General features: G+C 61.9%; 29 protein-coding genes. 12 read left to right on the plus strand and 17 right to left on the minus strand.

Translation table 11 applies throughout. The features are described from left to right. Positions 1-10 precede the first annotated feature (10 nt). Positions 11-841, minus strand: a complete 831-nt coding sequence (locus C0V73_RS07400; protein ID WP_102019350.1) for a FadR/GntR family transcriptional regulator — start codon at positions 839-841, stop codon at positions 11-13. 171 nt (positions 842-1,012) lie between these two features. Here C0V73_RS07400 and C0V73_RS07405 point away from each other — a divergent pair, with 171 nt between their 5' ends. Both C0V73_RS07405 and C0V73_RS07410 read left to right on the plus strand, forming a co-directional pair. After that, positions 1,013-2,284 carry a DUF3422 family protein gene (locus tag C0V73_RS07405; protein WP_102019351.1) on the plus strand — a complete coding sequence of 424 codons (1,272 nt, stop codon included), beginning with the start codon at positions 1,013-1,015 and terminating at the stop codon, positions 2,282-2,284. Between the two features lie 66 nt (positions 2,285-2,350). Continuing rightward, positions 2,351-3,766, plus strand: coding sequence for a DUF6880 family protein (locus C0V73_RS07410; RefSeq protein WP_102019352.1), 1,416 nt, complete (start codon positions 2,351-2,353; stop codon positions 3,764-3,766). A gap of 13 nt (positions 3,767-3,779) precedes the next feature. Here the strand turns inward: C0V73_RS07410 and C0V73_RS07415 are convergent, their stop codons facing one another. After that, a complete protein-coding gene (locus C0V73_RS07415) occupies positions 3,780-4,367 on the minus strand; it encodes a hypothetical protein (RefSeq protein ID WP_102019353.1) in 588 nt (195 codons plus the stop codon). A 2-nt stretch (positions 4,368-4,369) separates the two neighbouring features. Further along, positions 4,370-5,266 (minus strand): LysR family transcriptional regulator, encoded by an 897-nt coding sequence (locus C0V73_RS07420; protein ID WP_102019354.1) that lies wholly within the window; start codon positions 5,264-5,266, stop codon positions 4,370-4,372. 139 nt (positions 5,267-5,405) lie between these two features. Here C0V73_RS07420 and C0V73_RS07425 point away from each other — a divergent pair, with 139 nt between their 5' ends. The 5 genes from C0V73_RS07425 to C0V73_RS07445 all read left to right on the plus strand — a co-directional run bounded on the left by C0V73_RS07425 (position 5,406) and on the right by C0V73_RS07445 (position 10,332). Continuing rightward, a complete protein-coding gene (locus tag C0V73_RS07425) occupies positions 5,406-6,839 on the plus strand; it encodes an FAD-linked oxidase C-terminal domain-containing protein (RefSeq protein ID WP_102019355.1) in 1,434 nt (477 codons plus the stop codon). 8 nt (positions 6,840-6,847) lie between these two features. Next, complete coding sequence (gene glcE, locus C0V73_RS07430) at positions 6,848-8,041, plus strand: glycolate oxidase subunit GlcE (protein ID WP_102019633.1); 1,194 nt, start codon at positions 6,848-6,850, stop codon at positions 8,039-8,041. Between the two features lie 12 nt (positions 8,042-8,053). Continuing rightward, on the plus strand, positions 8,054-8,434 hold the full coding sequence (locus tag C0V73_RS07435) for a DUF4870 domain-containing protein (protein WP_102019356.1): 381 nt from the start codon (positions 8,054-8,056) through the stop codon (positions 8,432-8,434). Positions 8,435-8,483: 49 nt separating this feature from the next. Further along, positions 8,484-9,797 carry a glycolate oxidase subunit GlcF gene (gene glcF, locus C0V73_RS07440; RefSeq protein ID WP_102019357.1) on the plus strand — a complete coding sequence of 438 codons (1,314 nt, stop codon included), beginning with the start codon at positions 8,484-8,486 and terminating at the stop codon, positions 9,795-9,797. A 61-nt stretch (positions 9,798-9,858) separates the two neighbouring features. Further along, a complete protein-coding gene (locus tag C0V73_RS07445) occupies positions 9,859-10,332 on the plus strand; it encodes a hypothetical protein (RefSeq protein ID WP_102019358.1) in 474 nt (157 codons plus the stop codon). Between the two features lie 3 nt (positions 10,333-10,335). On the opposite strand, the gene C0V73_RS07450 is transcribed toward C0V73_RS07445, so the two are convergent. The 3 genes from C0V73_RS07450 to C0V73_RS07460 all read right to left on the minus strand — a co-directional run bounded on the left by C0V73_RS07450 (position 10,336) and on the right by C0V73_RS07460 (position 12,748). Then, complete coding sequence (locus C0V73_RS07450) at positions 10,336-10,998, minus strand: outer membrane beta-barrel protein (RefSeq protein ID WP_102019634.1); 663 nt, start codon at positions 10,996-10,998, stop codon at positions 10,336-10,338. A 153-nt stretch (positions 10,999-11,151) separates the two neighbouring features. Beyond that, positions 11,152-11,781 (minus strand): L,D-transpeptidase, encoded by a 630-nt coding sequence (locus C0V73_RS07455; protein ID WP_245407924.1) that lies wholly within the window; start codon positions 11,779-11,781, stop codon positions 11,152-11,154. 148 nt (positions 11,782-11,929) lie between these two features. Continuing rightward, positions 11,930-12,748 carry a L,D-transpeptidase gene (locus tag C0V73_RS07460; protein WP_102019360.1) on the minus strand — a complete coding sequence of 273 codons (819 nt, stop codon included), beginning with the start codon at positions 12,746-12,748 and terminating at the stop codon, positions 11,930-11,932. A 212-nt stretch (positions 12,749-12,960) separates the two neighbouring features. Here C0V73_RS07460 and C0V73_RS07465 point away from each other — a divergent pair, with 212 nt between their 5' ends. Next, positions 12,961-13,590 (plus strand): DNA-3-methyladenine glycosylase I, encoded by a 630-nt coding sequence (locus tag C0V73_RS07465; protein WP_102019635.1) that lies wholly within the window; start codon positions 12,961-12,963, stop codon positions 13,588-13,590. A 3-nt stretch (positions 13,591-13,593) separates the two neighbouring features. Here C0V73_RS07465 and C0V73_RS07470 read toward each other — a convergent pair whose 3' ends face one another. The 7 genes from C0V73_RS07470 to C0V73_RS07495 all read right to left on the minus strand — a co-directional run bounded on the left by C0V73_RS07470 (position 13,594) and on the right by C0V73_RS07495 (position 17,215). Then, complete coding sequence (locus tag C0V73_RS07470; RefSeq protein WP_102019361.1) at positions 13,594-14,259, minus strand: DNA-3-methyladenine glycosylase I; 666 nt, start codon at positions 14,257-14,259, stop codon at positions 13,594-13,596. A gap of 6 nt (positions 14,260-14,265) precedes the next feature. Beyond that, complete coding sequence (locus C0V73_RS07475; protein ID WP_102019362.1) at positions 14,266-14,973, minus strand: HAD family hydrolase; 708 nt, start codon at positions 14,971-14,973, stop codon at positions 14,266-14,268. Positions 14,974-15,072: 99 nt separating this feature from the next. Further along, complete coding sequence (locus C0V73_RS07480; RefSeq protein WP_102019363.1) at positions 15,073-15,471, minus strand: DUF305 domain-containing protein; 399 nt, start codon at positions 15,469-15,471, stop codon at positions 15,073-15,075. Between the two features lie 65 nt (positions 15,472-15,536). After that, entirely contained in the window at positions 15,537-15,932 is a 396-nt protein-coding gene (locus C0V73_RS07485) for a hypothetical protein (protein WP_143708320.1), read from the minus strand. Positions 15,933-15,978: 46 nt separating this feature from the next. After that, entirely contained in the window at positions 15,979-16,725 is a 747-nt protein-coding gene (locus C0V73_RS07490) for a hypothetical protein (protein ID WP_172450097.1), read from the minus strand. Between the two features lie 3 nt (positions 16,726-16,728). Continuing rightward, positions 16,729-16,998 (minus strand): type II toxin-antitoxin system RelE/ParE family toxin, encoded by a 270-nt coding sequence (locus C0V73_RS23070; protein ID WP_172450098.1) that lies wholly within the window; start codon positions 16,996-16,998, stop codon positions 16,729-16,731. Next, a complete protein-coding gene (locus C0V73_RS07495) occupies positions 16,982-17,215 on the minus strand; it encodes a DUF6290 family protein (protein ID WP_102019365.1) in 234 nt (77 codons plus the stop codon). The genes C0V73_RS23070 and C0V73_RS07495 overlap by 17 nt, the downstream gene beginning before the upstream one ends. A 154-nt stretch (positions 17,216-17,369) precedes the next feature. Here C0V73_RS07495 and hisS point away from each other — a divergent pair, with 154 nt between their 5' ends. The 4 genes from hisS to C0V73_RS07515 are packed head-to-tail and all read left to right on the plus strand — an operon-like array spanning position 17,370 to position 21,357. Next, on the plus strand, positions 17,370-18,935 hold the full coding sequence (gene hisS, locus C0V73_RS07500) for a histidine--tRNA ligase (RefSeq protein WP_102019366.1): 1,566 nt from the start codon (positions 17,370-17,372) through the stop codon (positions 18,933-18,935). A gap of 1 nt (position 18,936) precedes the next feature. Beyond that, complete coding sequence (locus C0V73_RS07505) at positions 18,937-20,058, plus strand: ATP phosphoribosyltransferase regulatory subunit (protein WP_102019367.1); 1,122 nt, start codon at positions 18,937-18,939, stop codon at positions 20,056-20,058. After that, positions 20,055-20,750 (plus strand): ATP phosphoribosyltransferase, encoded by a 696-nt coding sequence (gene hisG, locus C0V73_RS07510; protein WP_102019368.1) that lies wholly within the window; start codon positions 20,055-20,057, stop codon positions 20,748-20,750. The genes C0V73_RS07505 and hisG overlap by 4 nt, the downstream gene beginning before the upstream one ends. Positions 20,751-20,757: 7 nt before the next feature. Further along, entirely contained in the window at positions 20,758-21,357 is a 600-nt protein-coding gene (locus C0V73_RS07515) for a class I SAM-dependent methyltransferase (RefSeq protein WP_102019369.1), read from the plus strand. Positions 21,358-21,429: 72 nt separating this feature from the next. Here the strand turns inward: C0V73_RS07515 and C0V73_RS07520 are convergent, their stop codons facing one another. From C0V73_RS07520 to groES, 4 genes are all read right to left on the minus strand, one after another. Then, positions 21,430-21,879 (minus strand): DoxX family protein, encoded by a 450-nt coding sequence (locus tag C0V73_RS07520; RefSeq protein WP_102019370.1) that lies wholly within the window; start codon positions 21,877-21,879, stop codon positions 21,430-21,432. Positions 21,880-22,118: 239 nt separating this feature from the next. Further along, a complete protein-coding gene (locus C0V73_RS07525) occupies positions 22,119-22,559 on the minus strand; it encodes a hypothetical protein (RefSeq protein ID WP_102019371.1) in 441 nt (146 codons plus the stop codon). 798 nt (positions 22,560-23,357) lie between these two features. After that, positions 23,358-24,998 (minus strand): chaperonin GroEL, encoded by a 1,641-nt coding sequence (groL, locus tag C0V73_RS07530; protein ID WP_102019372.1) that lies wholly within the window; start codon positions 24,996-24,998, stop codon positions 23,358-23,360. 69 nt (positions 24,999-25,067) lie between these two features. Beyond that, on the minus strand, positions 25,068-25,364 hold the full coding sequence (gene groES, locus C0V73_RS07535) for a co-chaperone GroES (RefSeq protein WP_054148802.1): 297 nt from the start codon (positions 25,362-25,364) through the stop codon (positions 25,068-25,070). Positions 25,365-25,443: the final 79 nt, after the last annotated feature.

Consider the following 25,443-nt stretch of genomic DNA (forward strand, 5'->3'; position numbering starts at 1 on the left):
GAAGGCGGACTTAGGATTTCCCGTCGGTCTTGGAGTTTCCGCTGGTACGGGTCGCCCGCCCGCCGTCCCGCTGGATCAGCCGGAGCTTGGCCACGCGGCCCCATTCGTCCGCACGCGCGCTTTCGTCGGCAGAGCGCATGACGAAGTCGATATGCGCCTCGGCCGCAGCCTTGGCCCTCTGCGGGTCGCCTGATAGCACCGCATCATGGATGGCCACGTGCTGCTCCAGCAGTCGCTCTCGCGCATTGGGCAGCGAGAAGACGGCCTTGCGGTTGAAGAAGATGCCTTCCGACAAAAGCCGGTAGCAGGCACGCATCGTGTGCAGGAGGATGATGTTGTGGGCCGCTTCGCCGACCGCGTTGTGGAAGTCCACATCGGCCGCGAGTTCGGCTTCGGGGTCCAGATCCTCATGGGCGCGGCGCATGTCCTCGATAATCCGCGTCAGCAGCGCCTTGTCGGTTTCCGTCGCGCGCTGCGCCGCAAGTTCGGCTGTCAGCCCCTCCAGCTCGCGGCGATATTCGAGATAGTCGCGCGTCGCCCGCGCATGCCGGGAGATGAGGTCGATGATCGGCTTGGAGAAGACCTGACCAATGATATCGGCAACAAAGGTGCCACCTCCATGATGGCTGATCAGCAGCCCCCGGTTTTCCAGCTCTTTCAGCGCATCGCGCAGGATCGGGCGTGAGACTTCCAGAGACTGTGCCAGTTCACGTTCGCCCGGCAGCCGATCGCCGTCGCGCAACACCCCGTCGAGGATCAGAAGCTCGATCTGCTGCACCACCTCGTCGGCCGTGCGGCTGTGGCTCACCCCTGAAAACAGTCTGTCGTCGCTTTCGCTCATCGCGGCCTCCATGGGGCCACTTAACAAGCCGGGCCAGAATTGGTCAAATAATTTGCCCAGTTGCATCAGCTGCAACCCGCGACACCCGGTCCTGCCGCACTGTGACGAATGCGCCTTTGCGGTTCTCCCCGGTCGCTGCTAGCTTGAGGCAGGGCAAGGGAGACGGTCGGCGTGGCAAAGGGTGATTTCGCATTTCCGATGGCACCGGAGCGCGCATTGGCGCTCGGCGAAATCCACGCGCGGCCCTATGCGCTGGTGAAATCCGGCCGGGTCATCTTTCAGCTCGCCTTCATGATGGATGGCGGATCTGCCGTGCATCACGCGGCCATTTCCGAACTGTCGCGGGCACGCGGTGTCGCACCGCCGGAAAAAAATGGCCGTTATCATTCGCTCGCCTGGGGGCAGGGCACACTGCGCTGGGAGCGCCACACCGAATTTTCCACCTGGTTCTGGGATGGGCCGCTGCCGGAAAACTTTGGCGGCGAGGTGCCGATCCATCCTTTCGGCGACGGCTTCATCGCCCCTGGTCCGCTGATTTCGGGGATCCGCCTGGAACTGCGCCCCGATGGTCCTGAAATCGCCGATGCCCGCGCTGCCTTCGATCCGGCAAGTCTCTGCTACAGCGAACTCAAGAACGGCCAGGCCGCCGTCCTCACCGACTTCCGCCAGGATGGACATGGCCTCACCCAGATCCTTGTCATCGATCGCGGCATGACCGAGGCCGGGCGCGGCGCCGTTGTCCAGCGTCTGCTCGACATCGAAACCTACCGTACGATGGCCATGTTAGGCCTGCCGCTTGCCCAGACGCTGTCACCGGAGATCCGCCGCATCGAGGACGGGCTGACCGCCGTCACCCAACGCATGAAGGCCCATGCTCGCGATGAGTCCGACGAGATGCTCTCGGAACTCACGCGCCTCGCCGCGGAGCTAGAAGCCAATGCCGCCTTGAGCCTTTACCGCTTCGGGGCAAGTCGCGCCTATGACGGCATCGTGCGCGAGCGCATCAAGACGCTCGATGAAACGCCGGTGCCCGGCTACGAGACGCTGGGCGCCTTCCTTGAGCGGCGCCTGGCGCCCGCCATGCGCACCTGCCAGTCGGTCGAGGAACGCCAGGCCAACCTCTCGCGCAAGCTGTCGCGCGCCACGGCGCTGGTTCGCTCCTGGATTGATGTAGAACTGGAGCGGCAGAACTCCGACCTTTTGACCGCCATGAACAGCCGCGCTGAAATGCAGCTTCGCCTGCAGCAGACGGTCGAAGGCCTCTCGGTCGCCGCCATCTCCTACTATGTCGTCGGCCTTGTCGGTTACGCCGTGAAAGCCATCCCACACGACGCTCTGCCATTCGATCCCGCGATCATCACCGGCCTCTCGGTGCCGCTCGCTGTCCTCGGCGTCTGGTGGATCGTCAGACGGATCCGCCGCAGTCATGACCGGGAAGGCTGATCAGCCCTTGCTGCTGCGCCTCTCTGGTCGATATAAAGCCGCGAACGACGGCAGGTAGCAGGCAGAATGGCGAAGCAGACCAAGGCGAAACTCGACAAGAAGGGGCTATCAGGCCTTGGGCTCGAGAAATTGGTCGATATTCTCCTGGAGGAGTCCGCCGCAAACAAGGCGCTGAAGGCGAGGCTGCAGACGGCGCTCGCCGGCGAAACAGGTCCGGACGAGATGGCGCGCCTGATCGACAAGCGCCTCGACGCGATCGACCAGTCGACGACCCGCATCAACAGGGCACGCGCCCGTGACCTCGCCGGTGAATTCGCAGCCCTTGCCCGCAACATTCTCTCGGAGCTCGGGTCGGCCGATCCCCAGGCCGCAGCCGAGCGCATTCTTCGTTTCCTCGCCCTGCGCTTCCCTGTCTCTGCCCGTCTCGCGACTGACAATGCCCGTCTCTGGAAGGTCTTCGAGGATACGGAACTCGCTACGCTTGAGCTGATTAAGACCGTTGGCGCCGAGGAGCAGGCCCTGCTGGTGCCGCATCTGGAACGCCTGCGGCTTCGGGATCGCTACGGCGAACACACTGGTTTTCTGCGTGCGCTCACGGGCGTCGTCTCGGCCCCGGCAGCATCGGCCTGGCGAAAGGTGCTGGGCGCGCTCTTGCCATCGGAGCCCCTGAAGCTCGGCGCCCTGGATCTCCTGCAGTCTCTCGCCTTGCATCAGGGTGACATCGACGACTTCCTGGCGCTCGAACGCCAGAAGCCCGACAACCGCCGCGACACGCTGGCCGTCGCCGACATGCTGCATCAGGCCGGCCGCTTCGAGGATGCGCTGGAATGGGTGCGCGAGCGCCCCCGCGGCGTGCGCCTCATCCCGGTCAATGGCGTGCTTGCCTCCGTCGGTCCGGACTACGGCGCCCATGAACGCCGCCTGCTGGAAGCCGAGATCCTGGACAAGCTGAAGCGCCGCGAAGACGCGCAGGAACTGCGTTGGCGGGAGTTCGGCGAAACCCTCGATCCAGCAGTGCTGAAACTTTACCTGTCCAAGCTCGACGATTTCGCCGAATTCGACGAGCTCGACCGGGCCCTGGCGCTCGCCAAAGAGCACGAGGACATCTATCTCGGCCTCGACTTCTTCCTCGCCTGGCCACGCCTCGATCTCGCCGCCGCCCATGTCCTGCGCCACCAGCACGATTGGGAAGGTCGCCACTACGACGACCTCGCCCCCGCCGCAGAAGCGCTGTCGGCAAAAGAACCGCTGGCTGCCGTGGTGCTTTACCGTGTGCTCGTCGAGGACATCCTGCGGCGCGGCATCGGCATGGCCTATCCTCATGCCGGGCGTTACGTCGGCGAACTCGCACGCCTCATGCCGAACTTGCCCGAAGGCCACGGCCTCTCGACGCATGCCGCCTTCCTCGCGGAGCTACGGCGCAATCACTCGAAGAAATACGGCTTCTGGAGTTCGGTCCCGGGTGGGCTCTCAGGCGGTTGAGTGTGTGGGATTGTTAAGCGCCATCTGACTTTTTCGCCGCTGCCAGGTAAGCGTGGACGAGTCGCAAGAGCCTGACGTGGGAGATGTCGAGGGTCCAGGTATGCACAGCGATGCCCTGGATCCCAAGTAGCCTTTCATAGGGGCGCATCAATCGACCATAGAGGGTTAGTGGGAGGCTGTCTTCTGCATCGCCATGAAGCTTTAAAATGATTGTAGAGGCAGAATTGCCGCGCAAGCGCCAATCCGAGACGTACTCGATGAGGTTCCAAGGTACAAGCTTCGCCGTCAAACGCAGGTCGTGGAAGCCCTCTGGGGAGAGGATCACCACGTCTCCGCTCAACACAAGAAGTCTATGTATCGTCGCGCCGAGGGCGACGGCAAGGAAAGCCAAGCAAGCAAGAACGACCAGAAATCTGGCATCGTCCGTGACATAGAATTCCCATGTCAGCCATATGCTCCCGCCTATGAACGAGAGATAGAGAGCAAGGTGAAACAGCAGTTTTGTTGACGACTGCCGAAAGCCCCTCACGATTGAGGTGCCTATCGCGTCATATATGTTCAGAGAAACCTCAGAAGTTGCGGAGTTTATTTCGTGGGCCAAACCTAGCGCTCCCAATAGGGCACCGGCCCATAAAGCTCCGCCAGATAATCGATGAACAACCTTACCTTGGCCGGCAGGAACTGGCGGCTCGGATAGACCGCAGACAGCGCCACGTTGCGCGAGCTTTCATACTGCGGCAGCACCTGCACCAGCTTGCCGCTCTTCAGTTCCGCGCCGACATCCCAGGTGGAGCGCAGCGCGATCCCGAGGCCGGCTATCACTGCCTCGCGGAGCACCTCGCTGGAATTGGTGATCAGCATGCCCTCCGGACGCAGCGTGACCGGCCCGTTCGGCCCTTCCAGGCGCCAGGACTCATGATTATGCGCGGGCAGGCAGCGATGCTTCTTCAGGTCGTCGAGTGTTTCAGGCGTCCCGTGTTCTGCAAGATAACTTGGCGCCGCACACAGAACGCGGCGCACAGGGGCGAGCCTGCGTGCGACCAGCGAGGAATCGTTGAGTTCCGCGATGCGGATCGCCAGATCGAATCCGCCGCCGACGATGTCGGTGAACTCGTCCGACAGCACCAGATGGATCGCGAGATCCGTATGCGCCTCCATGAAGGGTTTTAAGTGCGGCGCGACATGCATGCGACCGAAGGAGGTCGATGCCGAGATCTTCAGCGTGCCGTTGACTTCCGAGGAGCGCCCCGACGCAAAGGCCTCCGCCTCTTCCAGCCCGCCCAACACTGTCAGCACCCGCTCGTGAAATCCCTGGCCGGCTTCTGTCAGCGAGATCTGCCGCGTCGTGCGCTGCAGGAGCCGCGTGCCGAGTTTGTCCTCCAACCGCTTGATGCGCTTGGAGACAACGGCGGGCGAAAGACCGAGATCGCGCGCCGCCGTCGACATGCTGCCGGCTGCGATCACCCGGACAAAGACTTCGAGATCACCGAGATTGGTCATGAGTGCGTGCTACTTTTTCCGATTTAGTCATAAGTGCATAGCATTTGCCCTGCGAAAGTCCTAGTGGTAAGAAAATTTGACCAGTTGAGCGCTGGCCTCGATGCAGCTAGGATCGCGGGCAATCAGGGAGGAGACCGACATGAGCGAGGCCATCGCCTTTTTGCCGCCGCGGCCAGAGGTTCTCTCGCGTCGTGCGGAGATCCTCGCCGATCTGAAGGGGCTGGTGCCGCAAGGCCGCCTTGTTGAGGAGCGGAACGCGCTCGTTCCCTTCGAGACAGACGGTTTCATCGCCTATCGCCGCCGCCCGCTTGCCGTCGTCTTGCCCGAGACGACAGCCCAGGTCGCGGCGGTGATGAAGTACTGTCATCGCTACGGCATCCCCGTCGTCCCACGCGGCGCTGGTACGTCGCTCTCGGGTGGCGCCATCCCGCAGGAAGATGCCGTCGTGCTCGGCCTCTCCGCCATGACCCGCATCATTGAGGTCGACTACGCCAATCGCTGCGCCACGGTCCAGGCCGGCGTCACCAACCTCGCCATCTCTGACGCCGTCGGTGCCGACGGCTATTTCTACGCCCCCGACCCGAGCTCGCAGCTCGCCTGCACTATAGGCGGCAACATCGCCATGAACTCCGGCGGCGCCCACTGTCTGAAATACGGCGTCACCACCAACAACCTGCTCGGCGTCAAAATGGTGCTTGTCGATGGCACTGTCGTCGATCTCGGCGGCAAGCATCTGGATGCCGAAGGGTATGACCTGCTCGGCCTCGTCTGCGGCTCCGAGGGCCAGCTCGGCATTGTCACCGAGGCCACCGTTCGCCTGCTCGCCAAGCCGGAAGGTGCGCGCCCCGTGCTCTTCGGCTTTGACAGTGCGGAGGAAGCCGGATCCTGCGTCGCTGATGTCATCGGCGCCGGCATCATACCGGTCGCCATCGAGTTCATGGACAAGCCGGCCATCGAGATCTGCGAAGCCTTCGCCAAGGCCGGCTATCCGCTGGATGTCGAAGCGCTGCTGATCGTCGAGGTCGAGGGCTCGGAAGCCGAGATGGACGCCATGCTGGCCGCGATCGTCGAGATCGCCAAGCGTCATGGTGTGAAAACCGTGCGCGAAAGCCAGTCGGCAACGGAAGCGGCCCTGATCTGGAAAGGCCGCAAATCCGCCTTCGGCGCCACCGGCCGCATCGCCGATTACATCTGCATGGACGGCACCGTGCCGCTCAGCAAGCTCGCTTACGTCCTGCGCAAGACCTCCGAGATAATCGACCGATATGGCCTCCGGGTCGCCAACGTCTTCCACGCTGGCGACGGCAACATGCACCCGCTGATCCTCTACAATATCAACGATCCGGAAGACGCAGCCAAGGCGGAAGCCGCAGGTATGGAAATCCTCAAACTCTGTGTCGACGCCGGCGGCTGTCTCACCGGCGAACATGGCGTCGGTATCGAAAAGCGCGATCTGATGTTGCACCAGTTCACCCAGGTCGATCTCGATCAGCAGATGGCCGTACGCTCCGCCTTCGATGCGGACTGGATCCTCAACCCCTCCAAGGTCTTTCCGCTGGAGGGGAGAGCATGATGCCAAGCATGCTGACCCCCTCGACCGAAACCGAAGCGGCCGACCTCATCCGCGACTATGCCTCCCGCGCTACCCCGCTCCAAATCCGTGGCGGCGGCAGCCGTGCGGGCTTCGGCAACCCGGTTGCCGCAGAGGCAGTGCTGTCCTCCGCAGCCTTGTCTGGCATCGTCGAATACAATCCCGCCGAAATGGTCATCACGGCCCGCGCCGGCACGCCCGTTGCGGAGATCGAGGCAGCTCTTGCCGAAAACGGACAAGCCATGGCCTTCGAACCCATGGATCATCGTGGCGCTATGGGCACCTCGGGCACGCCCACGATCGGCGGCCTCTTTGCCGTCAACAGCTCCGGTCCGCGCCGCTTCACGGCAGGTGCCGCCCGCGACCATCTGCTCGGCGTCCGCTTCGTCAACGGGGCAGGCGAAGCGGTCAAGGCCGGCGGCAAGGTGATGAAGAACGTTACCGGCCTGGACCTCGTCAAGCTGCTTGCCGGCTCCCACGGCACGCTCGGCTTCCTCACCGAAGTCACTTTCAAGGTCCTGCCCGTGCCCAAGACGGCTGCGACCATCGTCATCTCAGGCCTGGACGATGAGCAGGCCATGAAGGCGCTCGCCGCGGCTCTGTCCCTCTCGGTCGAAGTCTCCGGTGCTGCCCATCTGCCGGAAAGCGTGCGTGGTCGCGTCGTCGGCGGCAAGCTGCCCGAAGGTGCCGCCACCGTCATGCGCCTGGAGGGCCTGGAAGCCTCCGTCACTGTGCGTGCCGAAAAGCTGATGGCGGCCGTTGCTGGCTTCGGCCCCGTCAGCCGTCTCGACGCGGGCGAGACGAAAGCGCTCTGGGCGGAAATCCGCGATGTCATGCCCTATTCCGATGGCACGGCCCGGCCGCTCTGGCGCCTGTCCATGGCGCCGTCGCAGGCCTGGAAGCTGGTCGCGGGTCTTCGGCTCCGGGCCGGAATCGATGCCTATTACGATTGGCAGGGCGGTCTCGTCTGGATGCGTATGGAGGCCGATCCCGAGGCCGAGGTCTTGCGCCACGGCATCCGCACCCTGGGCGGCGGCCATGCCACGCTGCTCCGTGCCGCACCGCAGATCCGCTCCGAAATCCCGGCCTTCGAGCCGCAAGCACCTGCCGTCGCTTTGCTTTCCGCCCGAGTCAGGGCAAAACTCGACCCACACGGGATCTTCAATCCCGGTCTGATGACGTGAAGGAGTTTTGTCATGACTGATCCGCAATACCAACCGCCCACGAGCTCTGGCGGCGAGGGCTGGTTTTCGCCTGGCCGCATGAATGTCCAGGTTGTCTATGTCCTATATCTCGTCAGCTTCGTCGTCGGCCTTACCGGCATCGTCGGACTGATCATGGCCTATGTGAACCGCGGTAAGAGCGCGGCCTGGATCGATACGCATTACACCTACGCTATCAGGACCTTCTGGATCGGTCTGCTCTATGCGCTGATCGCCTCCTTCCTGATGCTTGTGGCCGTCGGCGTCATCCTGATCTTCGGCGTTGCCATCTGGATCGTCGTCCGCTGCGTCATCGGCCTGCAGAAGGCATCTGCCGGCGAACCCATTGCCCGTCCCACCAGCTGGTGGATCTGATTAGAAGTCATGGGAGCGGCCATGCCGGCCGCTCCGGGGGAGGAAAAGCGTGCAGACCAATTTCACCGCCGAACAGCTCGCCGATCCCCATGTCGCGGAAGCCGAAAGCATCCTGCGCAAATGCGTGCATTGCGGCTTCTGCACCGCCACCTGTCCCACCTATGTGACGCTCGGCAACGAGCTCGACAGCCCGCGCGGCCGCATCTACCTGATCAAGGACATGTTGGAAAACGGCCGCCCGGCGGACGAGCAGATCGTCACCCATATCGACCGCTGTCTTTCGTGCCTTGCCTGCACGACGACCTGTCCTTCGGGCGTCGACTACATGCATCTGGTCGACCATGCCCGCACCCATATCGAAAAGACCTATCGCCGCCCGCTGATGAACCGGCTGACCCGCAACATGCTGGCCATGGTCTTGCCCTATCCGGGCCGCTTCCGACTGGCGCTCAAACTCGCCGCCCTCGGCCGCCCCTTCGCCGGCGTCCTGGACCAGGTGAAGTCGCTCAAGCCGATGGCCGCCATGCTGCGGCTCGCGCCCACCAAGGTCGCGCCACCCTCGGACTTCGCCAAGCCCGCCACTCATGCGGCAATCGCTGCGCGTCGGGGCCGCGTCGCGATCCTCACCGGCTGCGCCCAGCCCGTCCTCGATCCTGGCATTAACGAAGCGGCGATCTCGCTTCTGACCCGTCTCGGTGTCGAGGTCGTCGTACCCCCGGGCGAAGGCTGCTGTGGCGCGCTCGTCCACCATATGGGCCGCGAGGAACAGGCCCTCGACAGCGCCCGCCGCAACGTCGACGTCTGGACCCGCGCCATCGAAGCAGGCGGCCTCGATGCGATCATCGTCACGACCTCCGGCTGCGGCACGACCATCAAAGATTACGGCCACATGCTACGCCTCGACCGGGCTTACGCCGAAAAAGCGGCGCGGGTCTCGGCGCTCGCGAAGGATGTTACCGAATATCTCTCCACCCTTGATCTGCCGATCGCAGAAACCAAGGGCATCACGGTCGCCTATCACTCCGCCTGTTCTCTGCAGCATGGCCAGAAGGTGACCATTGCGCCGAAACTCTTGCTGAAAGCTGCCGGCTTTACCGTCAAGGACCCGCCGGAAGGCCATCTCTGCTGTGGCTCCGCCGGCACCTATAACATCATGCAGCCCGAGATTTCCGCCAGGCTGAAGGCCCGCAAGGTGAAGAACATCGAGTCCACGAAGCCTGATGTCATCGCCGCCGGCAATATCGGTTGCATGACCCAGATCGGCTCGGCCACAGGCATTCCGGTTGTTCATACGGTTGAGTTGTTGAACTGGGCTTATGGCGGCCCGCGCCCCTCAGCGCTTGATCGCCGCGTGTCGGCCTGAGCGAATTGTTAAGCGATTTCTGCAATAACTGTCCTGGGATGGGGCATCCCGGGAGGCCTTCATGGCAAACAAGAGTCTAGTCGTAGCTTTCGCATTCCTCTGTCCGTTCGTGACACCGGCGGAGGCGATCGAGCGCATATACTGTGCCGCATCCGACACGGTGATCGACATGTCTCTGGAGAGCGGCTTCAGCAATAAGGACCAGGAAAAGCTGGTGCATTTCCGCGGCATGGCCGGCGTCAAGGACAAGGCCGCACCCTCAGGCTTCCGGCGCTTCCAGATTACCTCGGAAATGCTCAGGCAGTACTGGATCGACGATCGCGACCTGCGCTTCAGCATCCATGCCTTCGCCCCGCAAAGGGAGCCCCTCTACCGGGTGACCATGTCGATGATCACCGACCGTAGCTCCGACACCGAGATGCGCTTTAAGGGCCGCTACGCGATGAAGGTCGAGAAGCTGAAAATGGGCGGTACCGCCGGCGCCGAGACGATCATCACCCATGAGGGCTCGATCTTCTGCGATGTGAAGCGTTGAGGTTCAGAACCTGTAGCTGACCCCGACATTCACCGCATTCGTGAGGATATTGGTCTTAAGCGACGCGCCGGAATCGATGTCTACATCGACCCAGGAATAGTTGCCCTTGTACTCGACGAACGCCGACCAGTTCTCGTTGAAATCATAGGCCACACCGGCCTGCGCCTGCACGGTCGCACCACCAAGCTGATATTCGAAGGTCCGGCCAGAGCCACGCGTCACCTCGACATGCGGCACGTTGATGCCGGCACCCGCGCCGACATAAGGCACGAACTTCGTCCCCTCGATCCGCATGCGATAGAGCGCGTTCAGCGTCAGCAGATTGATGCCATCTGAGAATTCGAAATGCGACCAGCCGGAGGAGGCTAGCGTCTCGCTATTGGCATAGACCTTGGCATGGGTGAAATCGACTGAGAGACCGAGATTGGGCTTGCTGAGATTGGTCATCCACCAGGTTCCGCGAACACCGTAATAGGGCGGTGTCTGAAACGACTTGCCTTCCCAGCCGGCGCGGAAGTCTGGACCGTCCGAGACCTCGATATCGCTGTGCGGAGCCGTCTGGAAGCCGCCATAGACGGAGACACCCATTTCAGCGCTCGCCGGCACGGTGGCGATCAGCGTGAAGATCCCACCGGCGAGGGCGAGTGAAAGCGAACGATAGGTCATGAACTGAAGTCCCCGAAAACGATGCATGTCGGCATCGGGGCCCCGAACCCCGTTGCCAGCGGAGACTGCACCGCCGAGGCAACAGCTTCATGACACGAGAAAGGCCGCGCTTCGTTGGCGCGGCCTCTTCATGCATCGGAAAGGAGGCTGGCCTCAGCCGCCGAAGATCGTGCGCAGGATGTCCACGCCCTTGTCGTCGAAGGACACGTCACCCTGGCGGTTGCCCGGGCCGATCACGATGACCTTGGAGCCGATATCGGCGCGATCATAGAGATGCTCGACATCCTTGTTCATCATGCGGATGCAGCCGGACGACATGTTGAGGCCGATCGTCCAGGGCTGGTTGGTGCCATGGATGCGGAAGATCGTGTCGCGGCCGCCCTTGTAGAGATACATGGCGCGCGCGCCGAGCGGATTGTCCGGTCCACCTTCCTGCACGACGGGCAGGATATGACCCTTGGCGGCTTCGCGGCGGCGCATCTCTGCCGGCGGGCGCCATTCGGGCCATTCCGCCTTGCGGCCGATCTTCACCACGCCCGACCAGCCGAAGCCTTCACGACCGACGCCCACGCCATAGCGGGTAGCGCGGTTGTTGCCTTCGACATAGTAGAGAAACTTGTTGTTCGTATCGATGATGATCGTGCCCGGCTTTTCATCCGTCGTCAGGCGCACGACCTTGCGCTTGAACTTCTCCGGTACTTCCTTGCGCTGCTGCGCAACAAGCGTCACGTCACTGGTGGTCTGGATGCGGTCGAGGCTGATGGCAGACGCCGGCAGCGGCATGGCAAAGGTCACCGCCAGAATGGCGGCGGTGACGCTCTTCGAAATCGTATTGAGCATATTCTGTCCCCTGAATTTGCAGGGCTTTGAGCCTAGCTTCTTCCTTTTGCAAAGCAAGGGCTAATCCACCTTTTGTGATATGATGAGTGTCTCAGATCACAATGACCGTGGTGCCGACCTTCACCCGCTCGTAGAGATCGGTGACGTCCTCGTTGCGCATGCGGATGCAGCCGGAGGAAACGCCGCTGCCGATCGACCAGGGGGCGTTGGTCCCATGGATGCGGTACAGCGTCGAGCCGAGATAGAGCGCCCGGGCACCGAGCGGATTTTCCGGACCGCCGGGCATATGCGCGGGCAGGAAGTGGCCCTTGGCTGCTTCGCGGGCGATCATCTCCTGCGGCGGACGCCAGTCCGGCCATTCGCGCTTTGATGTGACCTTATGCGTGCCGGCCCATTCGAAGCCCGGCTTGCCGACGCCCACGCCATAACGTTTGGCCATGCCGTCTGCCATCACGAGATAGAGGAAGCGTTCACGCGTATCGATGACGATCGTGCCCGGCTTCTGCTCGGTCTGATATTGCACCATCTGCGGCAGGAACTGCGGATCGATCTGCGTGCGAACCGGCTTGTCCGGCCGCATCGCGACCTGTTGTGCTGCCGGCTGCTGCTGCGGAAAAAGCACGCGCCGCTGCTGCACGACCCGACGCTGCTGCACCGGCTGCTGGCGAAGCACCTGCTGCGGCTGCACGACCACCCGTTGGCGACCTGCTGGAACGACCTGGCGCTGGCGCTGCGGCATCGCGGAACTGCGCGTCTGCGCGGGAACGCCACCCAACTGCAACACCCAGAACGCCTGCAGATCAGGGCTCACCATCACCGGCGGACGGCTCTGATAGCGGTCATTGGCATGGGCGGGCAGTGCAAGCGGCAGGCAGGCCAGAACGGCCAACAGCAGGGATTTCTTCGACATCGGACAACTCATGAACTTGGGACCGGATGCGGCGGCAGGACATGCCACCAATTCCACCGGATCGTGCCAGAGCGAGGCCCGCCAATTGGTAAAGAGGCGTTCATGAAAATGCGATCGAGGCTGTAAACCTTTCGGAAGGGTTAGCGCCTGGTTTGGAAAAATCGTGAACAAATGGTAAACGCGTTCCCGCATCGGGGGAGAATCGCATGGACATGATCGCGGAAGGCCTGATCCGGGGAGAAGACGGTCTCGATCGCTGCTTCTGGCACGGCGGGCTTGAAGACTATCGCCGCTATCATGACGAGGAATGGGGCCGCCCGGTTACCGACGATGTCCGGCTTTTCGAAAAGATCTGCCTCGAAGGCTTCCAGTCCGGCCTGTCCTGGCTGACGATCCTGAGGAAGCGCGAGAACTTCCGCGCTGCCTTCGCCGGCTTCGACTTCCATCAGGTCGCCCGCTTCAGTGACGACGACATTGCCCGATGCCTCGCAGATGCCGGCATCATCCGCCACCGCGGCAAGATCGTCTCGACGATCAACAACGCCCGCCGCGCGATCGACCTCACGGCGGAATTTGGCTCGCTCTCTCGCTACTTCTGGAGTTACGAACCCGACGCTTCCGAGCGCCCGCCGCGCATGGACTACGCGACACTGAGAGCGAATCCGACCTCGCCCACCTCGATCCGCCTGTCCAAGGACCTGAAGAAGCGCGGCTGGACCTTTGTCGGCCCGACCACGGTCTATGCCTTCATGCAGGCCATGGGCCTGGTCAACGACCATATCGAGGGCTGCTGCCGTCGCGCGCCGACCGAGGAACTGCGCGCCCGGCTCGTGCGCCCTTGACCGTCAATCGATGCTGACCGCAAGGATCCGGCTGATCTCGGTCAGCGAGCGACCGGATTGTGCCCGCCAGGCATTGAACGCCGCCTGAACGGCTGCCTTATCCCTGGCCGACGTCGGCGCCTTGTCGACCACGCCCTCGGCGATAAGCCGGTTCACCACGCTTTGCGACAGGATGAAGCTGTCGATCCCGGCGAAGCGCAGGAAGTATTGGCCCGTATTGCCACCGAGCCGCGAGCCATTCTTCTGCAGGAGGTCGAGCAGGCCGACATAGTTCTCCGTCGGCCAACTGGCAAAGAAGGCGCCGGCCGAGCCATGCTCCCGGGCAATCCCCGAGAGAAACACGGCATTCTCCTGCACCGCCCGGATCTTCGGCCCATGCCGGACGATCCGCGTATCCGAGACGAGCCGGGCAAAATCCTCGTCGTGCAACATCGCACAATGTCCGATGTCGAAGCCGTCGAAAGCCGCTTCAAAACCCGGCCACATCGCCTCAACAACCTTCCAGTTGAAGCCGGACTGGAAGATGCATTTGGTCATCAGCGCCAGAAAACGATCGGCCGGCGTGGCTACAATTTCGGCCTTCGGCTTCGGATGCTGCAGGCTCTCCAAGACACTGGCCTCACCCTTGCGGGCAACCGCGAGCGCATAAATTTCGTCGAAGGATCGCATGGGGCCTCAATGCTGCAGGTTGGCGACGAGATCCGGCACATGCCCGAGATCCGGGATCTCGCGGAAGCGTGGCGCCTCCTCGGGCTTGTCGACATGTTCGAGTACCCAGGTCAGTTCATGCGGCACGAAAACACCCCACGCGCCGGCCGCTATCGCCGGCACGATGTCGGACTTCAGCGAATTGCCGATCATCATGGCTCGCTCCGGCCCTTCGCCATGTTTGCCGAAGATCCGCCGATAGGTAGTGGCCGTCTTGTCGGAGACGATCTCGACCGCATCGAAATAGTCGCCAAGCCCTGATTGCGCGAGTTTGCGCTCCTGGTCGAAGAGATCGCCCTTGGTGATCAGCACCAGGAAATACTTGCCCGAAAGCGCCTCCAGGGCATCGCGGGCATGCGGCAGGCATTCGACCGGGTGGCTCAAGAGATCGCGTCCGATGGCAAGGATCTCTGATATTACGGAGGAGGGCGCCCGACCCTCCGTGATCTCCAGCGCTGTCTCGATCATCGAGAGGGTAAAACCTTTGATGCCGAAGCCGTAATGGGCGAGGTTGCGCTTCTCGGCCTCGAGCAAGCGCTCGGACACGTGCTCGCCCTCGGCAAACTCGGAGAGCAGGCCACGGAAATGGCTTTCGGTCAGCTTGTAATACTGCTCGTTCTGCCAGAGCGTGTCATCGGCATCGAAGCCGATCACGGAGACAGGGCGGTTAGACATGACGCCTCCTTATCGATCAGGAAGCGCGAGACTAATCCGTCTCTCGGGCAAAGCAATGGCGCCCGTGAGCGCCATTACAGTTTCGAGATTGGGCGGAGCTTACTGGCCGTTCTTGGCGAGCCACGCCTTCATCATGGCGATCTCGCCTTCCTGGGCCGCGATCACCTCTTCTGCGAGCTTGCGGATTTCGGGATCCTTGCCGTGTTCGAGCACGATCTTGGCCATGTCGATGGCGCCCTGGTGATGCGGGATCATGCCCTGCACGAAGTCGACATCGGCATTGCCGGTGAGCGGCACGGCCATGTCCTTGTGCATCTTCGCATTGGCCTCGGCAAAGGCCTTGGACGACACGCTGCCGCCCATCGCGCCGTGATCCATGCTGCTATGGTCCATCGAGGACATGTTATGGCCCTGATGCATGGTGTTGTCCTGGGCAAGGACAGTAGACGTGGAAAGCGCGGTCGCAAGCGATGCCGCAACGAAAAAGCTCTTCAGCATTGAAATCTCCTGTGCTGATCAATGATCGAATTGCGCGAAGCCAAAGGCTGCGCGGTCTCATCGGATCAGGCGCGGGGAGGGGGCGTTGCCGGAGCACGCAGCTGTGACACGAGCCTTGAGGGAAGCGCTGACGCTTCTGCGGCTCGCGCCGGCTTGCCGCTGTCGGTAAGCACGGTATCCGCGGGCAGCGTCAGACAGGCCGCGCAATGCCAGACCGATTTCATCGGCTTGGATGGATGACCCAGATCACCATTAGCAGCATCCGCAACGGAAAGCCCCGCAGCCGAATGCGGACAATCGATATCCGCCATCGCCATTGATGCAGCGAGCGGCTCGCCAAGATCACCGCTCGCATCCATCGCATGTGCCGCAGGCATCGCCATGGCCGACATGCCGGTCATTGGCATGGCGCCATAGGCAAGAGCTGCGATCAGCAGCAGAAGGCGGGCGAGTGATGTCATGGAGGGAAGATGGGCTGCGATCGGGACGAAAGCAAGGCCGGCAGACTTACCGGGCAATCACATGATGCAGGATCTGGTAGTCCCGGCTTTCCTCGCCGAAGGGGATCACCGGCCAGTCCCACTCGGCCCGGACATCCCCAAGATCTGCTCCGTGCATCATATCGACCGTTTCGTGACGTCCCCCGCTGCGGTCGATGACCGTGTAGCTGACATCTGTGACGAGGCAGGTCTCGGCCGAAACCTGCGCCAGACCCTCGACATGCGCGCCGATCACCTGACGAAGGAGGGGACCTTTGTCGGCACGATCGTCCAACCGCCGCGCGGCGCCAATCCCGATCTGCGACAGCAGATTGGCTGAGACGACAAGGTCGAGATAGGGCACCTGCCGGAGAAACGCGAGCGGCTCCAACGGCTGGTTTGCGAATAGCGCATCGAGCCCCGAAAGATCCCGCTCGATCAGCCGGACATTCTTCAGCCGCTTGACCGTGAGCCAGCCCCGAACGTTGGCGAGATGCACGAGATCGACCAGAACCACCGTGTCGAACAGCCGCGAAAGCTCCATGACCGGCACGTCGCGCAACAGTCCGGACCCGAGCACCACCACCGTCCGCCGCTGTCGGCATCCTTCAGCCGTCGCGAGAATGGCCGCCTTCGTCCGGCTCTCGTGCTCGGCCCAGGCCGAAGCACAGCGGTTTGCCCGCGCCCAGAGATTGACGGAGGAGCGGATGAACGGACGGTGCGCGGCCGAGGTCAGCGGCCAGCTCGCGGCATAGTTCAGGGCTTCGAGGATCATTTCTTACCGATAGACGGAGCTGCGATGGCCGATCTCGACCACGAGCACTATGAGTTTGCCGTCCTGGATATCGCAGATGATGCGGTAGTCGCCAACCTTGTAGCGCCAGAGATGATTGAACTCCGGCCCCTGCAGAGCGCGGCCCCGTTGCCTTGGGTCATCAAGCGGGGCAATCCGCTGTTCAAGATAAGAAACAATGCGCGCAGCGGCGGGCTTGCCGATTTTGGCAAGCTGCTTCCTGGCCGTGTCGTCGAGATCAATCTTCCAGACCAAGTTCGCGTTTCACTTCGTCCAGAGTATAGGTTCGGCTTTCACCACGTTCCCTGGCTTCCAGAACCTCTTGGGCGCGACGCAGGAAGTACGCGTCCTCCAACTGCTCTTCTATCATTTCGAGCAGATAGGCATCGGGTTCAGCCCCGGCTTCTGCCGCATACTGCAGCACCAGTTTGTGCATTTCTTCCGGCATATCGAGTGTGAAACGCTTGTTCATCGGCCCGACCTCTGGTTTCCAGCGCGAATATACCACCGAACACACCCATTTTCCAGCATCCGGCCTTCACCCCACCTGCCTTCGCCCTTGCCGCCAAATCCTTGATCCTCTAAGACACCGGCACCTTTTTGAAACGAAAATTCCGGTTGTCATCATGAGCGATAAGAACAAGAAGCCCCAGAAGCTGAAGGCCCGCCTGCCGCGCGGCTTCGTCGATCGCGAGGCTGCCGACATCCGTGCTGCCAACCAGATGATGGAGACCATCCGCGAGGTCTATGAGCGCTACGGCTTCGACCCGATCGAAACCCCGCTCTTCGAATACACCGATGCACTCGGCAAGTTCCTGCCTGATAGCGACCGCCCGAACGAAGGCGTCTTCTCGCTGCAGGACGACGACGAGCAGTGGATGTCGCTGCGCTACGACCTGACCGCTCCGATGGCCCGTCATGTCGCGGAGAATTTCCAGGAAATCCAGCTGCCGTTCCGCACTTATCGCGCCGGCTACGTCTTCCGCAACGAGAAGCCTGGCCCGGGCCGCTTCCGCCAGTTCATGCAGTTTGATGCCGACACCGTCGGCGCGCCGGGCGTCCAGTCCGACGCCGAAATGTGCATGATGATGGCCGACACGCTGGAAGCGTTGGGCATCAAGCGTGGCGACTATGTGATCCGGGTCAACAACCGCAAGGTTTTGGACGGTGTGATGGAGGCCATCGGCCTCGGCGGCGAGGAGAATGCCGGTCGTCGTCTGAATGTGCTGCGCGCCATGGATAAGTTCGACAAGTTCGGCGCAGATGGTGTGAAGTTGCTTCTAGGTGAAGGCCGCAAGGATGAATCTGGTGATTTCACTAAGGGCGCCGGGCTTTCTGAGGAGTACGCCGACAAGCTCGTCAACCTGTTGATGAGCCAAATGGGCAGCCTGAGCCAAACATTCGGTCTTATCCGCGACAGCTTTGGCAGCAACTCTGCTTTGGATGCTGGACTTGATGAGCTGAGCGTCATGTCGAATCTGCTGGCTGCAGCCAATTATTCCACGGAAACTTCACAATATCGTTCGGAAGCCACAGATGAGCAGATGAGGGTAATCATCGACCCCTCCGTCGTCCGCGGCCTCGAATACTATACCGGCCCCGTCTACGAAGCTGAACTCACCTTCGACGTCACCAATGAAAAGGGTGAAAAGGTCGTCTTCGGCTCGGTCGGCGGTGGTGGCCGTTACGATGGCCTCGTCTCGCGCTTCATGGGCCAGCCTGTCCCGGCCACGGGCTTCTCCATCGGCGTCTCGCGCCTGATGACGGCGCTGAAGAACCTCGGCAAGCTCGGCCAGGATGAGGTGCTGGGCCCGGTCCTCGTCACCGTCATGGATGGCGATGTCGAAAGCATGGGCCGCTACCAGCGCTTCACGCAGCAGCTACGCGCTGAAGGCATCCGCGCCGAAATGTATCAGGGCAACTGGAAGAAGTTCGGCAACCAGCTGAAATATGCCGACCGCCGTGGCGCCCCGATCGCCATCATCCAGGGCGGCGACGAGCGCGCTCAAGGCGTCGTTCAGATCAAGGACCTGATCGAGGGCAAGCGCCTCTCCGGCGAGATCACCGACAATGCCGAATGGCGCGAAGCCCGCGTCGCGCAGGAAGTCGTGGCCGAGGCGGACCTCGTCGCCAAGGTCAAGGAGATCCTGGCCGCCCAGGCAGAAGATCGCCGTCGGGCGAAGGGCGGCTGAAATGCCTCTAACCGACATGCCGGATTTCGCCGGCACCATCCTGCAGGAATTCGTCTCGCGCGGCACGACCCGTGTCGATACACCCGTAATCCAGCCGGCCGCCCCCTTCCTCGACATGGCGGGCGAAGACCTGCGCCGGCGCATCTTTTTGACCGAAAACGAGCGTGGCGAAAGCCTTTGCCTGCGCCCGGAATTCACCATCCCCGTCTGCCTGCGCCATATCGAAACCGCGACCGGCACGCCGAAGCGCTATGCCTATCTCGGTGAAGTCTTCCGCCAGCGTCGTGAGGGCCCGCAGGAATTCTACCAGGCCGGCATCGAGGATCTGGGTGACATCGCGGTCGCCGCCTCGGATGCCCGCGCGATTTCGGACAGCGTCGCCATCCTCACCCGCCTGCTGCCGACAAAGCCGCTTGCAGTCACCCTGGGTGATCAGTCGGTCTTCGAAGCTGTCGTCAAGGCACTTGGCCTGCCAGCCGGCTGGCAGAAGCGCCTGATCCAGGCCTTCGGCAACCCGATCCAGATCGACCAGCTCTTGCGCACCCTGGCAACGCCGACGCCGGTGCCGGGTCTTGCGCCGGAGGTTTCTGCCCTACTGTCAAAGGGTGACCAGGACGCGCTGATCGCTCATATCGATGCGACCATGCAGGAAACCGGCTATCTCACCAATGCCAGCCGCACGCCCGCCGAGATCGCCCGCCGCCTGAAGGAAAAGCTGGAGCTCTCGGAGACCCGCCTCGACGGTGCCGCCCTTCTTCTGCTGCGTGAATTTTTGTCGCTTGAGCTGCCGCTTGGCGATGCGTCGGCAGCCCTTGCCGGCTTTGCCGATGCCGCTGGTCTGAAGCTCGGGCCGGCACTGACCCGTTTCGACGAGCGCGTCGCAGCGCTCGCCAGCACCGGTGTTGATCTCGACCTGATCACCTACCGCGCCGCCTTCGGCCGCCCGTTGGATTATTACACAGGCCTCGTCTTCGAGGTGGCGGTGAAGGACAAACCCGCGGTGCTTGCCGGCGGTGGCCGCTTCGACCGGCTGCTGACGCTGCTCGGTGCCGAGACGCATATCCCGGCCGTTGGCTTCTCGCTCTGGCTGGATCGCATTGAGACCGAGAGGAGCGCGTCATGACCATCACCATCGGTCTGCCCTCCAAGGGCCGCATGAAGGACGATGCCTCCGCCATCTTCGAAAAGGCCGGCATGAAGATCGTCGCTGTCGGCAATGACCGCTCCTATCGCGGCCGCGTCGAAGGTTTCGACGATGTCGAGATCGCCTATCTCTCGGCCTCCGAAATCTCGCGCGAGATCGGCAATGGCACGGTCGATTTCGGCGTGACCGGCGAAGACCTGATCCGCGAAGGGCTGGCGGAAGCAGACGCCCGTGTCGAGATCGCGGCGCGTCTCGGCTTTGGCCATGCCGATGTCGTCGTGGCCGTTCCCGAGGTCTGGTACGATGTCGACACCATGGCCGATCTCGGCGATGTCGCCGCCGAATTCCGCACCCGCCATGGCCGGCGGCTGGCGATCGCCACAAAATATTGGCGCCTGACCCAACAGCACTTTTCTCGCCAGCACGGCATCCAGCTCTATCGCATCGTGGAAAGCTTAGGCGCCACCGAAGGCGCCCCCGCTGCCGGCCAGGCCGATATCATCGTCGATATCACCTCGACCGGCTCGACGCTCCGCGCCAACCATCTGAAGGTGCTGTCGGATGGCGTGATCCTGCGATCCGAGGCCTGTCTCGTGCGCGCCCGCAAGCCGGAGCACGACGAAAACCCCATGATCGGCCGCATCGTCGAGGCCATCAGCGGCGTACTCTGAGGGCCCCATGTCACACGCGGATGCCATCCCCGGATTGTATGCGCGTCATGCGGAGGCCTTCGATCGCGTCCGGGGGAAGAACGGCTTCGAGCGTCCCTGGCTGGACCTCCTTGTCGTGCCGTTGCAGCCCGGTGCCCATGTGCTCGATCTCGGATGCGGCTCCGGCGAACCCATCGCGGCGGACCTGATTGATCGAGGCTTTCTGGTCACCGGGTTGGACGTCTCCGAACCTCTGATCCGCCTTTGCCGAGAGCGATTCCCGGCACATGATTTTCATGTCGGCGATATGCGGGATCTGGCGCTGGGGCGGACATTTGATGCGATTGTCGCCTGGCACAGCTTCTTCCATCTGACGCCCGAGGCGCAGCGGGCGATGTTCCCGTGCTTCGCATCACATGCCGCAAGCGGCGCTACGCTGATGTTCACCTCGGGGCCCGCGGCCGGCGTGGCAATCGGCGAGTTCGAGGGCGAGCCGATGTATCACGCCAGCCTCGATCCCGAGGAGTATCGGTCCCTCCTGTCGGAAAACGGCTTTGAGGTCCTGCGACACGTGGTCGAAGATCCCACATGCGGTGGCGCGACAGTCTGGCTGGCGCAAAAGTCTTAAGTGCAAATGAGCGATACGAAAAAACCCGCCGGAGCGCTCCAGCGGGTTTCTCTTTGCCTTGTGGGGCAGGGATCAGGCGGTGACGGCAGAAGCCGAGCCGCGGCGGGCGTCGATCGAGTAGGCGCCGGCGCCGATGATGGCGAGAGCGATGTAACCGCCGGCCAGCGTGACGTTCTTCATGACCATGATCTGGTTCAGCGTGTTGATCCAGCCGAGTGCGCCTTCCGGCCAGCCTTCAATGGCAACGGTGCCGGTGTGGAAGACGAGACCGGTGAAGACGCAGAAGAGAGCGACGGTCCAGGCAGTGATCTTGGTCTGGAAGCCAACGAGGATGAAGAGACCGGCAACCAGCTCATAGAGGCCGGCAGCATAGGCCAGGAGGTCGGCGGCAGGCAGGCCTGCGCCCGAGATCATGCCGGCGGTGCCAGCCGGGTCGGCGAGCTTGCCGTAGCCAGCCATGATGAACATGAAGGACAGGAGAATGCGAACGAGAACGAGAAGGCCATTGTTGGTGGCGGACATTGGGGGAACTCCGTTTAGCGTTGACGCTGAAACCCCAGCCGTGGCGGTTCCAGTAACTGCCGCCTAGATGCCTGCTTTTTTGTCGCAGGCATAGGTTAACAGTCTTTGACTGTTCGTTCACAAAAACGAAACGACAGTGCGCGCCTCGTTCGCTATTCGGATTTAAGTTGCAGACGTGCTTATTGACAGCCCAGGGGCGTCCGCTCGTTGAAAACTCCATGTAAGCGAAAGCGGGTAGCTCAGACCGGCAATACGGAAACCGTCGGTGGGAGTTGGAAACGCGGGAAGATGAAGAGCCCGACCATGTTGCCGCTGCTGCCCTCGAAGCCGGAGGACTCGCCGATGCAGAACACCGGCTGCCGATGCTGTGATCCAGAGACGATCGTCGTCGAATAGCAGAAGCGCGAAGGCTGCGTAGCGGCCTGTTCGAAAAGCCGAAGAATGTGCCCACGGTCACCCGGTTCGTAGCACCGCATGACCGTCAGCAGGCCGCATTCATGGTTTTCGAGCCCATGCAGGGTCTTGGCATGGTTCCCGAGCTTCAATAGCCCGTTGGTCAGGTCACCGGTCCAGTCTTCCGACAGGCCAAAGCGGCAGGCGTGCTGCCCGAGCAGGCCGTCTCCATCCTGTTCGCTCACCCTAAAGGTGGTCGCAAGATCTGCATTTGCTATTTTGAACAAGGCTTTCCCCAAGTCGATAGCCAGAACTGGCCCCAATTCTCACGGCCGGGAGTTTTCTACCCCTCAGCCGAACCCCCATCCGGCCAGGCCGGCACCACTTCAACGAACGGATATCCGTCCGCCATGCTCTTCAAGCGCTTCCAATCGGAACCGCTTGAACCATGCGCTCCCGCCCCTGTTCGGGAAGGCATGCCGTCGAGCGCCAGACCCGACAGTCGACCCGACTGACAAAGCTGGACGGTCTGCATCGTCGCGTGCTGCTCCGGCCGCAGAGACGCACGTCATCGTGTGGTGCACGTTGCACCAACCAAGTTTTTCAACCTTCCCCCACAAGAAGGTTGAAGACGAACATCCTGAACACGCCGGAATTAACGACTTGGATACCACGATTTATTCAGCGTGAAAACGGTCGATGCCTCGTTTTGGTGCAGAACTCTCCCAAGTCTATCTTTGACGAGTATTAGAAATATATGAAATAATGATGGCGCGATGCCATGCATTGGTTCCTCACATCTCGCATGTTGCCTGCGATTCCCCACACATTGTTATATTAGAGACTTTGGTGTCAACCGTCGGACCTGACCAAACCCGATGCCAAATTTGGGCGCGGTTGCTTAACGGCAAACGCAAAAAGGGCGACCCGAGGGCCGCCCTTCCGAAAGACTGAACCGGATGGCTCAGATGTCAGACCCGAAGGTCTTACATCATGTCCATGCCGCCTGTTCAGCGCGCTTGACGCGCTGAACCACTTTAAGTGATGGGCGGCTTTGATGGACCCGATGGTAAGACCCGAAGGTCTTACATCATGTCCATGCCGCCCATACCGCCCATGCCGCCCGGCATGCCGCCAGCAGCTTCCTTCTTCGGAAGTTCGGCGATCATGGCTTCGGTGGTGATCAGCAGCGAAGCAACCGAAGCTGCGTTCTGCAGGGCAGTGCGGACAACCTTGACCGGATCGACGATACCCATGGCGATCATGTCGCCGAATTCGCCGGTCTGGGCGTTGTAGCCGTAGTTTTCTTCGTTCTTGTCGAGGATCTTGCCGACGATGATCGAAGCTTCGTCACCAGCGTTGGTGGCGATCTGGCGAACCAGCGACTGGAGGGCGCGGCGAACGATGTTGATGCCGGCTTCCTGGTCGTCGTTTGCACCCTTGACGGTGATCTTCGTGGAAGAACGCAGCAGAGCGGTACCACCGCCCGGTACGATGCCTTCCTGAACGGCGGCGCGCGTTGCGTTCAGCGCGTCGTCGATGCGGTCCTTGCGTTCCTTGACTTCGATTTCGGTCGAGCCGCCAACGCGGATGACGGCAACGCCACCAGCGAGCTTGGCAAGGCGTTCCTGCAGCTTCTCGCGGTCGTAGTCCGAAGAGGTTTCTTCGATCTGCGCCTTGATCTGGGCAACGCGGCCTTCGATGTCGGACTTCTGGCCAGCACCATCAACGATGGTGGTGTTTTCCTTGGTGATCGAGACCTTCTTGGCGCGGCCGAGCATGTCGAGGGTGACAGACTCGAGCTTGATGCCGAGGTCTTCCGAGATGACAGTGCCGCCCGACAGGATGGCGATGTCTTCCAGCATGGCCTTGCGGCGATCGCCGAAGCCAGGAGCCTTGACGGCAGCGATCTTCAGGCCGCCACGCAGCTTGTTGACGACGAGCGTTGCAAGAGCTTCGCCTTCGACGTCTTCAGCGATAATGACGAGCGGCTTGCCGGTCTGAACGACGGCTTCGAGAACCGGCAGCATGGCCTGGAGGTTCGAGAGCTTCTTTTCGTGCAGGAGGATGTATGCGTCGTCGAGATCGGCGACCATCTTTTCCGGGTTGGTCACGAAGTAGGGCGACAGGTAGCCGCGGTCGAACTGCATGCCTTCGACGACTTCGAGTTCGGTTTCAGCGGTCTTGGCTTCTTCGACGGTGATAACACCTTCGTTGCCGACCTTCTGCATGGCTTCGGCAATGTCCTTGCCGACCTGCGTGTCGCCATTGGCCGAGATCGTGCCGACCTGGGCAACTTCTTCCGAAGTCGAGATCTTCTTGGCCTTGGCCTGGAGGTCCTTGACGACTTCAGCAACGGCCAGATCGATACCGCGCTTCAGGTCCATCGGGTTCATGCCGGCAGCAACGGCCTTGTTGCCTTCGCGAACGATGGCCTGGGCAAGAACGGTTGCGGTCGTGGTGCCGTCGCCGGCGATGTCGTTGGTCTTCGAAGCAACTTCGCGGACCATCTGGGCGCCCATGTTCTCGAACTTGTCTTCCAGTTCGATTTCCTTGGCAACGGATACACCGTCCTTGGTGATGCGCGGTGCGCCGAAGGACTTGTCGATGATGACGTTACGACCCTTCGGGCCGAGCGTTACCTTCACGGCGTCTGCGAGGATGTCGACGCCATGCAGCATCTTTTCGCGCGCGGTGCGGCCAAACTTGATTTCTTTAGCAGCCATGTTCAAACTCCCGGGCTTCTAGCCCATTGTTGACTTGGTTAAAAAGGAAGATGGGTGATCGCGCTGAAATCAGCCGATGACGCCCATGATATCGGCTTCCTTCATGATCAGCAGGTCGACGCCATCGAGCTTGACCTCGGTGCCGGACCACTTGCCGAACAGGACGCGGTCGCCGACCTTAACGTCGAGAGCAACCTGCTTGCCGCTTTCGTCGCGGGCGCCCGGGCCAACAGCGATGACTTCGCCTTCAGCCGGCTTTTCCTTGGCAGTGTCAGGAATGATGATGCCGCCCTTGGTCTTTTCTTCGGACTCGACGCGCTTGACTACAACGCGGTCGTGCAGCGGACGGAAATTGGTGCTTGCCATTGTCTAATCCCTCGATCAAATGACACTCGCGATCCCTGGAGGGCATCGCATCGGAATTTGTTAGCACTCCCCCCTGGAG

The sequence above is a fragment of the Rhizobium sp. TH135 genome, assembly GCF_002855515.1.
In the GTDB taxonomy this organism is placed as follows: Bacteria; Pseudomonadota; Alphaproteobacteria; order Rhizobiales; family Rhizobiaceae; genus Allorhizobium.

What these genes read in the sequence shown, in the direction of transcription:
- C0V73_RS07410 (WP_102019352.1), top strand. Translation starts at nt 2,351, where the DNA reads ATGGCGAAGCAGACCAAGGCGAAACTCGACAAGAAGGGGCTATCAGGC.
- C0V73_RS07480 (WP_102019363.1), bottom strand. Translation starts at nt 15,471, where the DNA reads ATGCTGAAGAGCTTTTTCGTTGCGGCATCGCTTGCGACCGCGCTTTCC.
- hisG (WP_102019368.1), top strand. Translation starts at nt 20,055, where the DNA reads ATGACCATCACCATCGGTCTGCCCTCCAAGGGCCGCATGAAGGACGAT.
- C0V73_RS07515 (WP_102019369.1), top strand. Translation starts at nt 20,758, where the DNA reads ATGTCACACGCGGATGCCATCCCCGGATTGTATGCGCGTCATGCGGAG.
- C0V73_RS07455 (WP_245407924.1), bottom strand. Translation starts at nt 11,781, where the DNA reads ATGCCGCTGCCGGCGTCTGCCATCAGCCTCGACCGCATCCAGACCACC.
- C0V73_RS07425 (WP_102019355.1), top strand. Translation starts at nt 5,406, where the DNA reads ATGAGCGAGGCCATCGCCTTTTTGCCGCCGCGGCCAGAGGTTCTCTCG.
- C0V73_RS07495 (WP_102019365.1), bottom strand. Translation starts at nt 17,215, where the DNA reads ATGAACAAGCGTTTCACACTCGATATGCCGGAAGAAATGCACAAACTG.
- C0V73_RS07445 (WP_102019358.1), top strand. Translation starts at nt 9,859, where the DNA reads ATGGCAAACAAGAGTCTAGTCGTAGCTTTCGCATTCCTCTGTCCGTTC.
- C0V73_RS07435 (WP_102019356.1), top strand. Translation starts at nt 8,054, where the DNA reads ATGACTGATCCGCAATACCAACCGCCCACGAGCTCTGGCGGCGAGGGC.
- C0V73_RS07485 (WP_143708320.1), bottom strand. Translation starts at nt 15,932, where the DNA reads ATGACATCACTCGCCCGCCTTCTGCTGCTGATCGCAGCTCTTGCCTAT.
- C0V73_RS07465 (WP_102019635.1), top strand. Translation starts at nt 12,961, where the DNA reads ATGATCGCGGAAGGCCTGATCCGGGGAGAAGACGGTCTCGATCGCTGC.
- groL (WP_102019372.1), bottom strand. Translation starts at nt 24,998, where the DNA reads ATGGCTGCTAAAGAAATCAAGTTTGGCCGCACCGCGCGCGAAAAGATG.
- hisS (WP_102019366.1), top strand. Translation starts at nt 17,370, where the DNA reads ATGAGCGATAAGAACAAGAAGCCCCAGAAGCTGAAGGCCCGCCTGCCG.
- C0V73_RS07470 (WP_102019361.1), bottom strand. Translation starts at nt 14,259, where the DNA reads ATGCGATCCTTCGACGAAATTTATGCGCTCGCGGTTGCCCGCAAGGGT.
- groES (WP_054148802.1), bottom strand. Translation starts at nt 25,364, where the DNA reads ATGGCAAGCACCAATTTCCGTCCGCTGCACGACCGCGTTGTAGTCAAG.
- C0V73_RS07505 (WP_102019367.1), top strand. Translation starts at nt 18,937, where the DNA reads ATGCCTCTAACCGACATGCCGGATTTCGCCGGCACCATCCTGCAGGAA.
- C0V73_RS07475 (WP_102019362.1), bottom strand. Translation starts at nt 14,973, where the DNA reads ATGTCTAACCGCCCTGTCTCCGTGATCGGCTTCGATGCCGATGACACG.
- C0V73_RS07460 (WP_102019360.1), bottom strand. Translation starts at nt 12,748, where the DNA reads ATGTCGAAGAAATCCCTGCTGTTGGCCGTTCTGGCCTGCCTGCCGCTT.
- C0V73_RS07450 (WP_102019634.1), bottom strand. Translation starts at nt 10,998, where the DNA reads ATGACCTATCGTTCGCTTTCACTCGCCCTCGCCGGTGGGATCTTCACG.
- glcE (WP_102019633.1), top strand. Translation starts at nt 6,848, where the DNA reads ATGCTGACCCCCTCGACCGAAACCGAAGCGGCCGACCTCATCCGCGAC.
- C0V73_RS07420 (WP_102019354.1), bottom strand. Translation starts at nt 5,266, where the DNA reads ATGACCAATCTCGGTGATCTCGAAGTCTTTGTCCGGGTGATCGCAGCC.
- C0V73_RS07490 (WP_172450097.1), bottom strand. Translation starts at nt 16,725, where the DNA reads ATGATCCTCGAAGCCCTGAACTATGCCGCGAGCTGGCCGCTGACCTCG.
- C0V73_RS07520 (WP_102019370.1), bottom strand. Translation starts at nt 21,879, where the DNA reads ATGTCCGCCACCAACAATGGCCTTCTCGTTCTCGTTCGCATTCTCCTG.
- C0V73_RS07400 (WP_102019350.1), bottom strand. Translation starts at nt 841, where the DNA reads ATGAGCGAAAGCGACGACAGACTGTTTTCAGGGGTGAGCCACAGCCGC.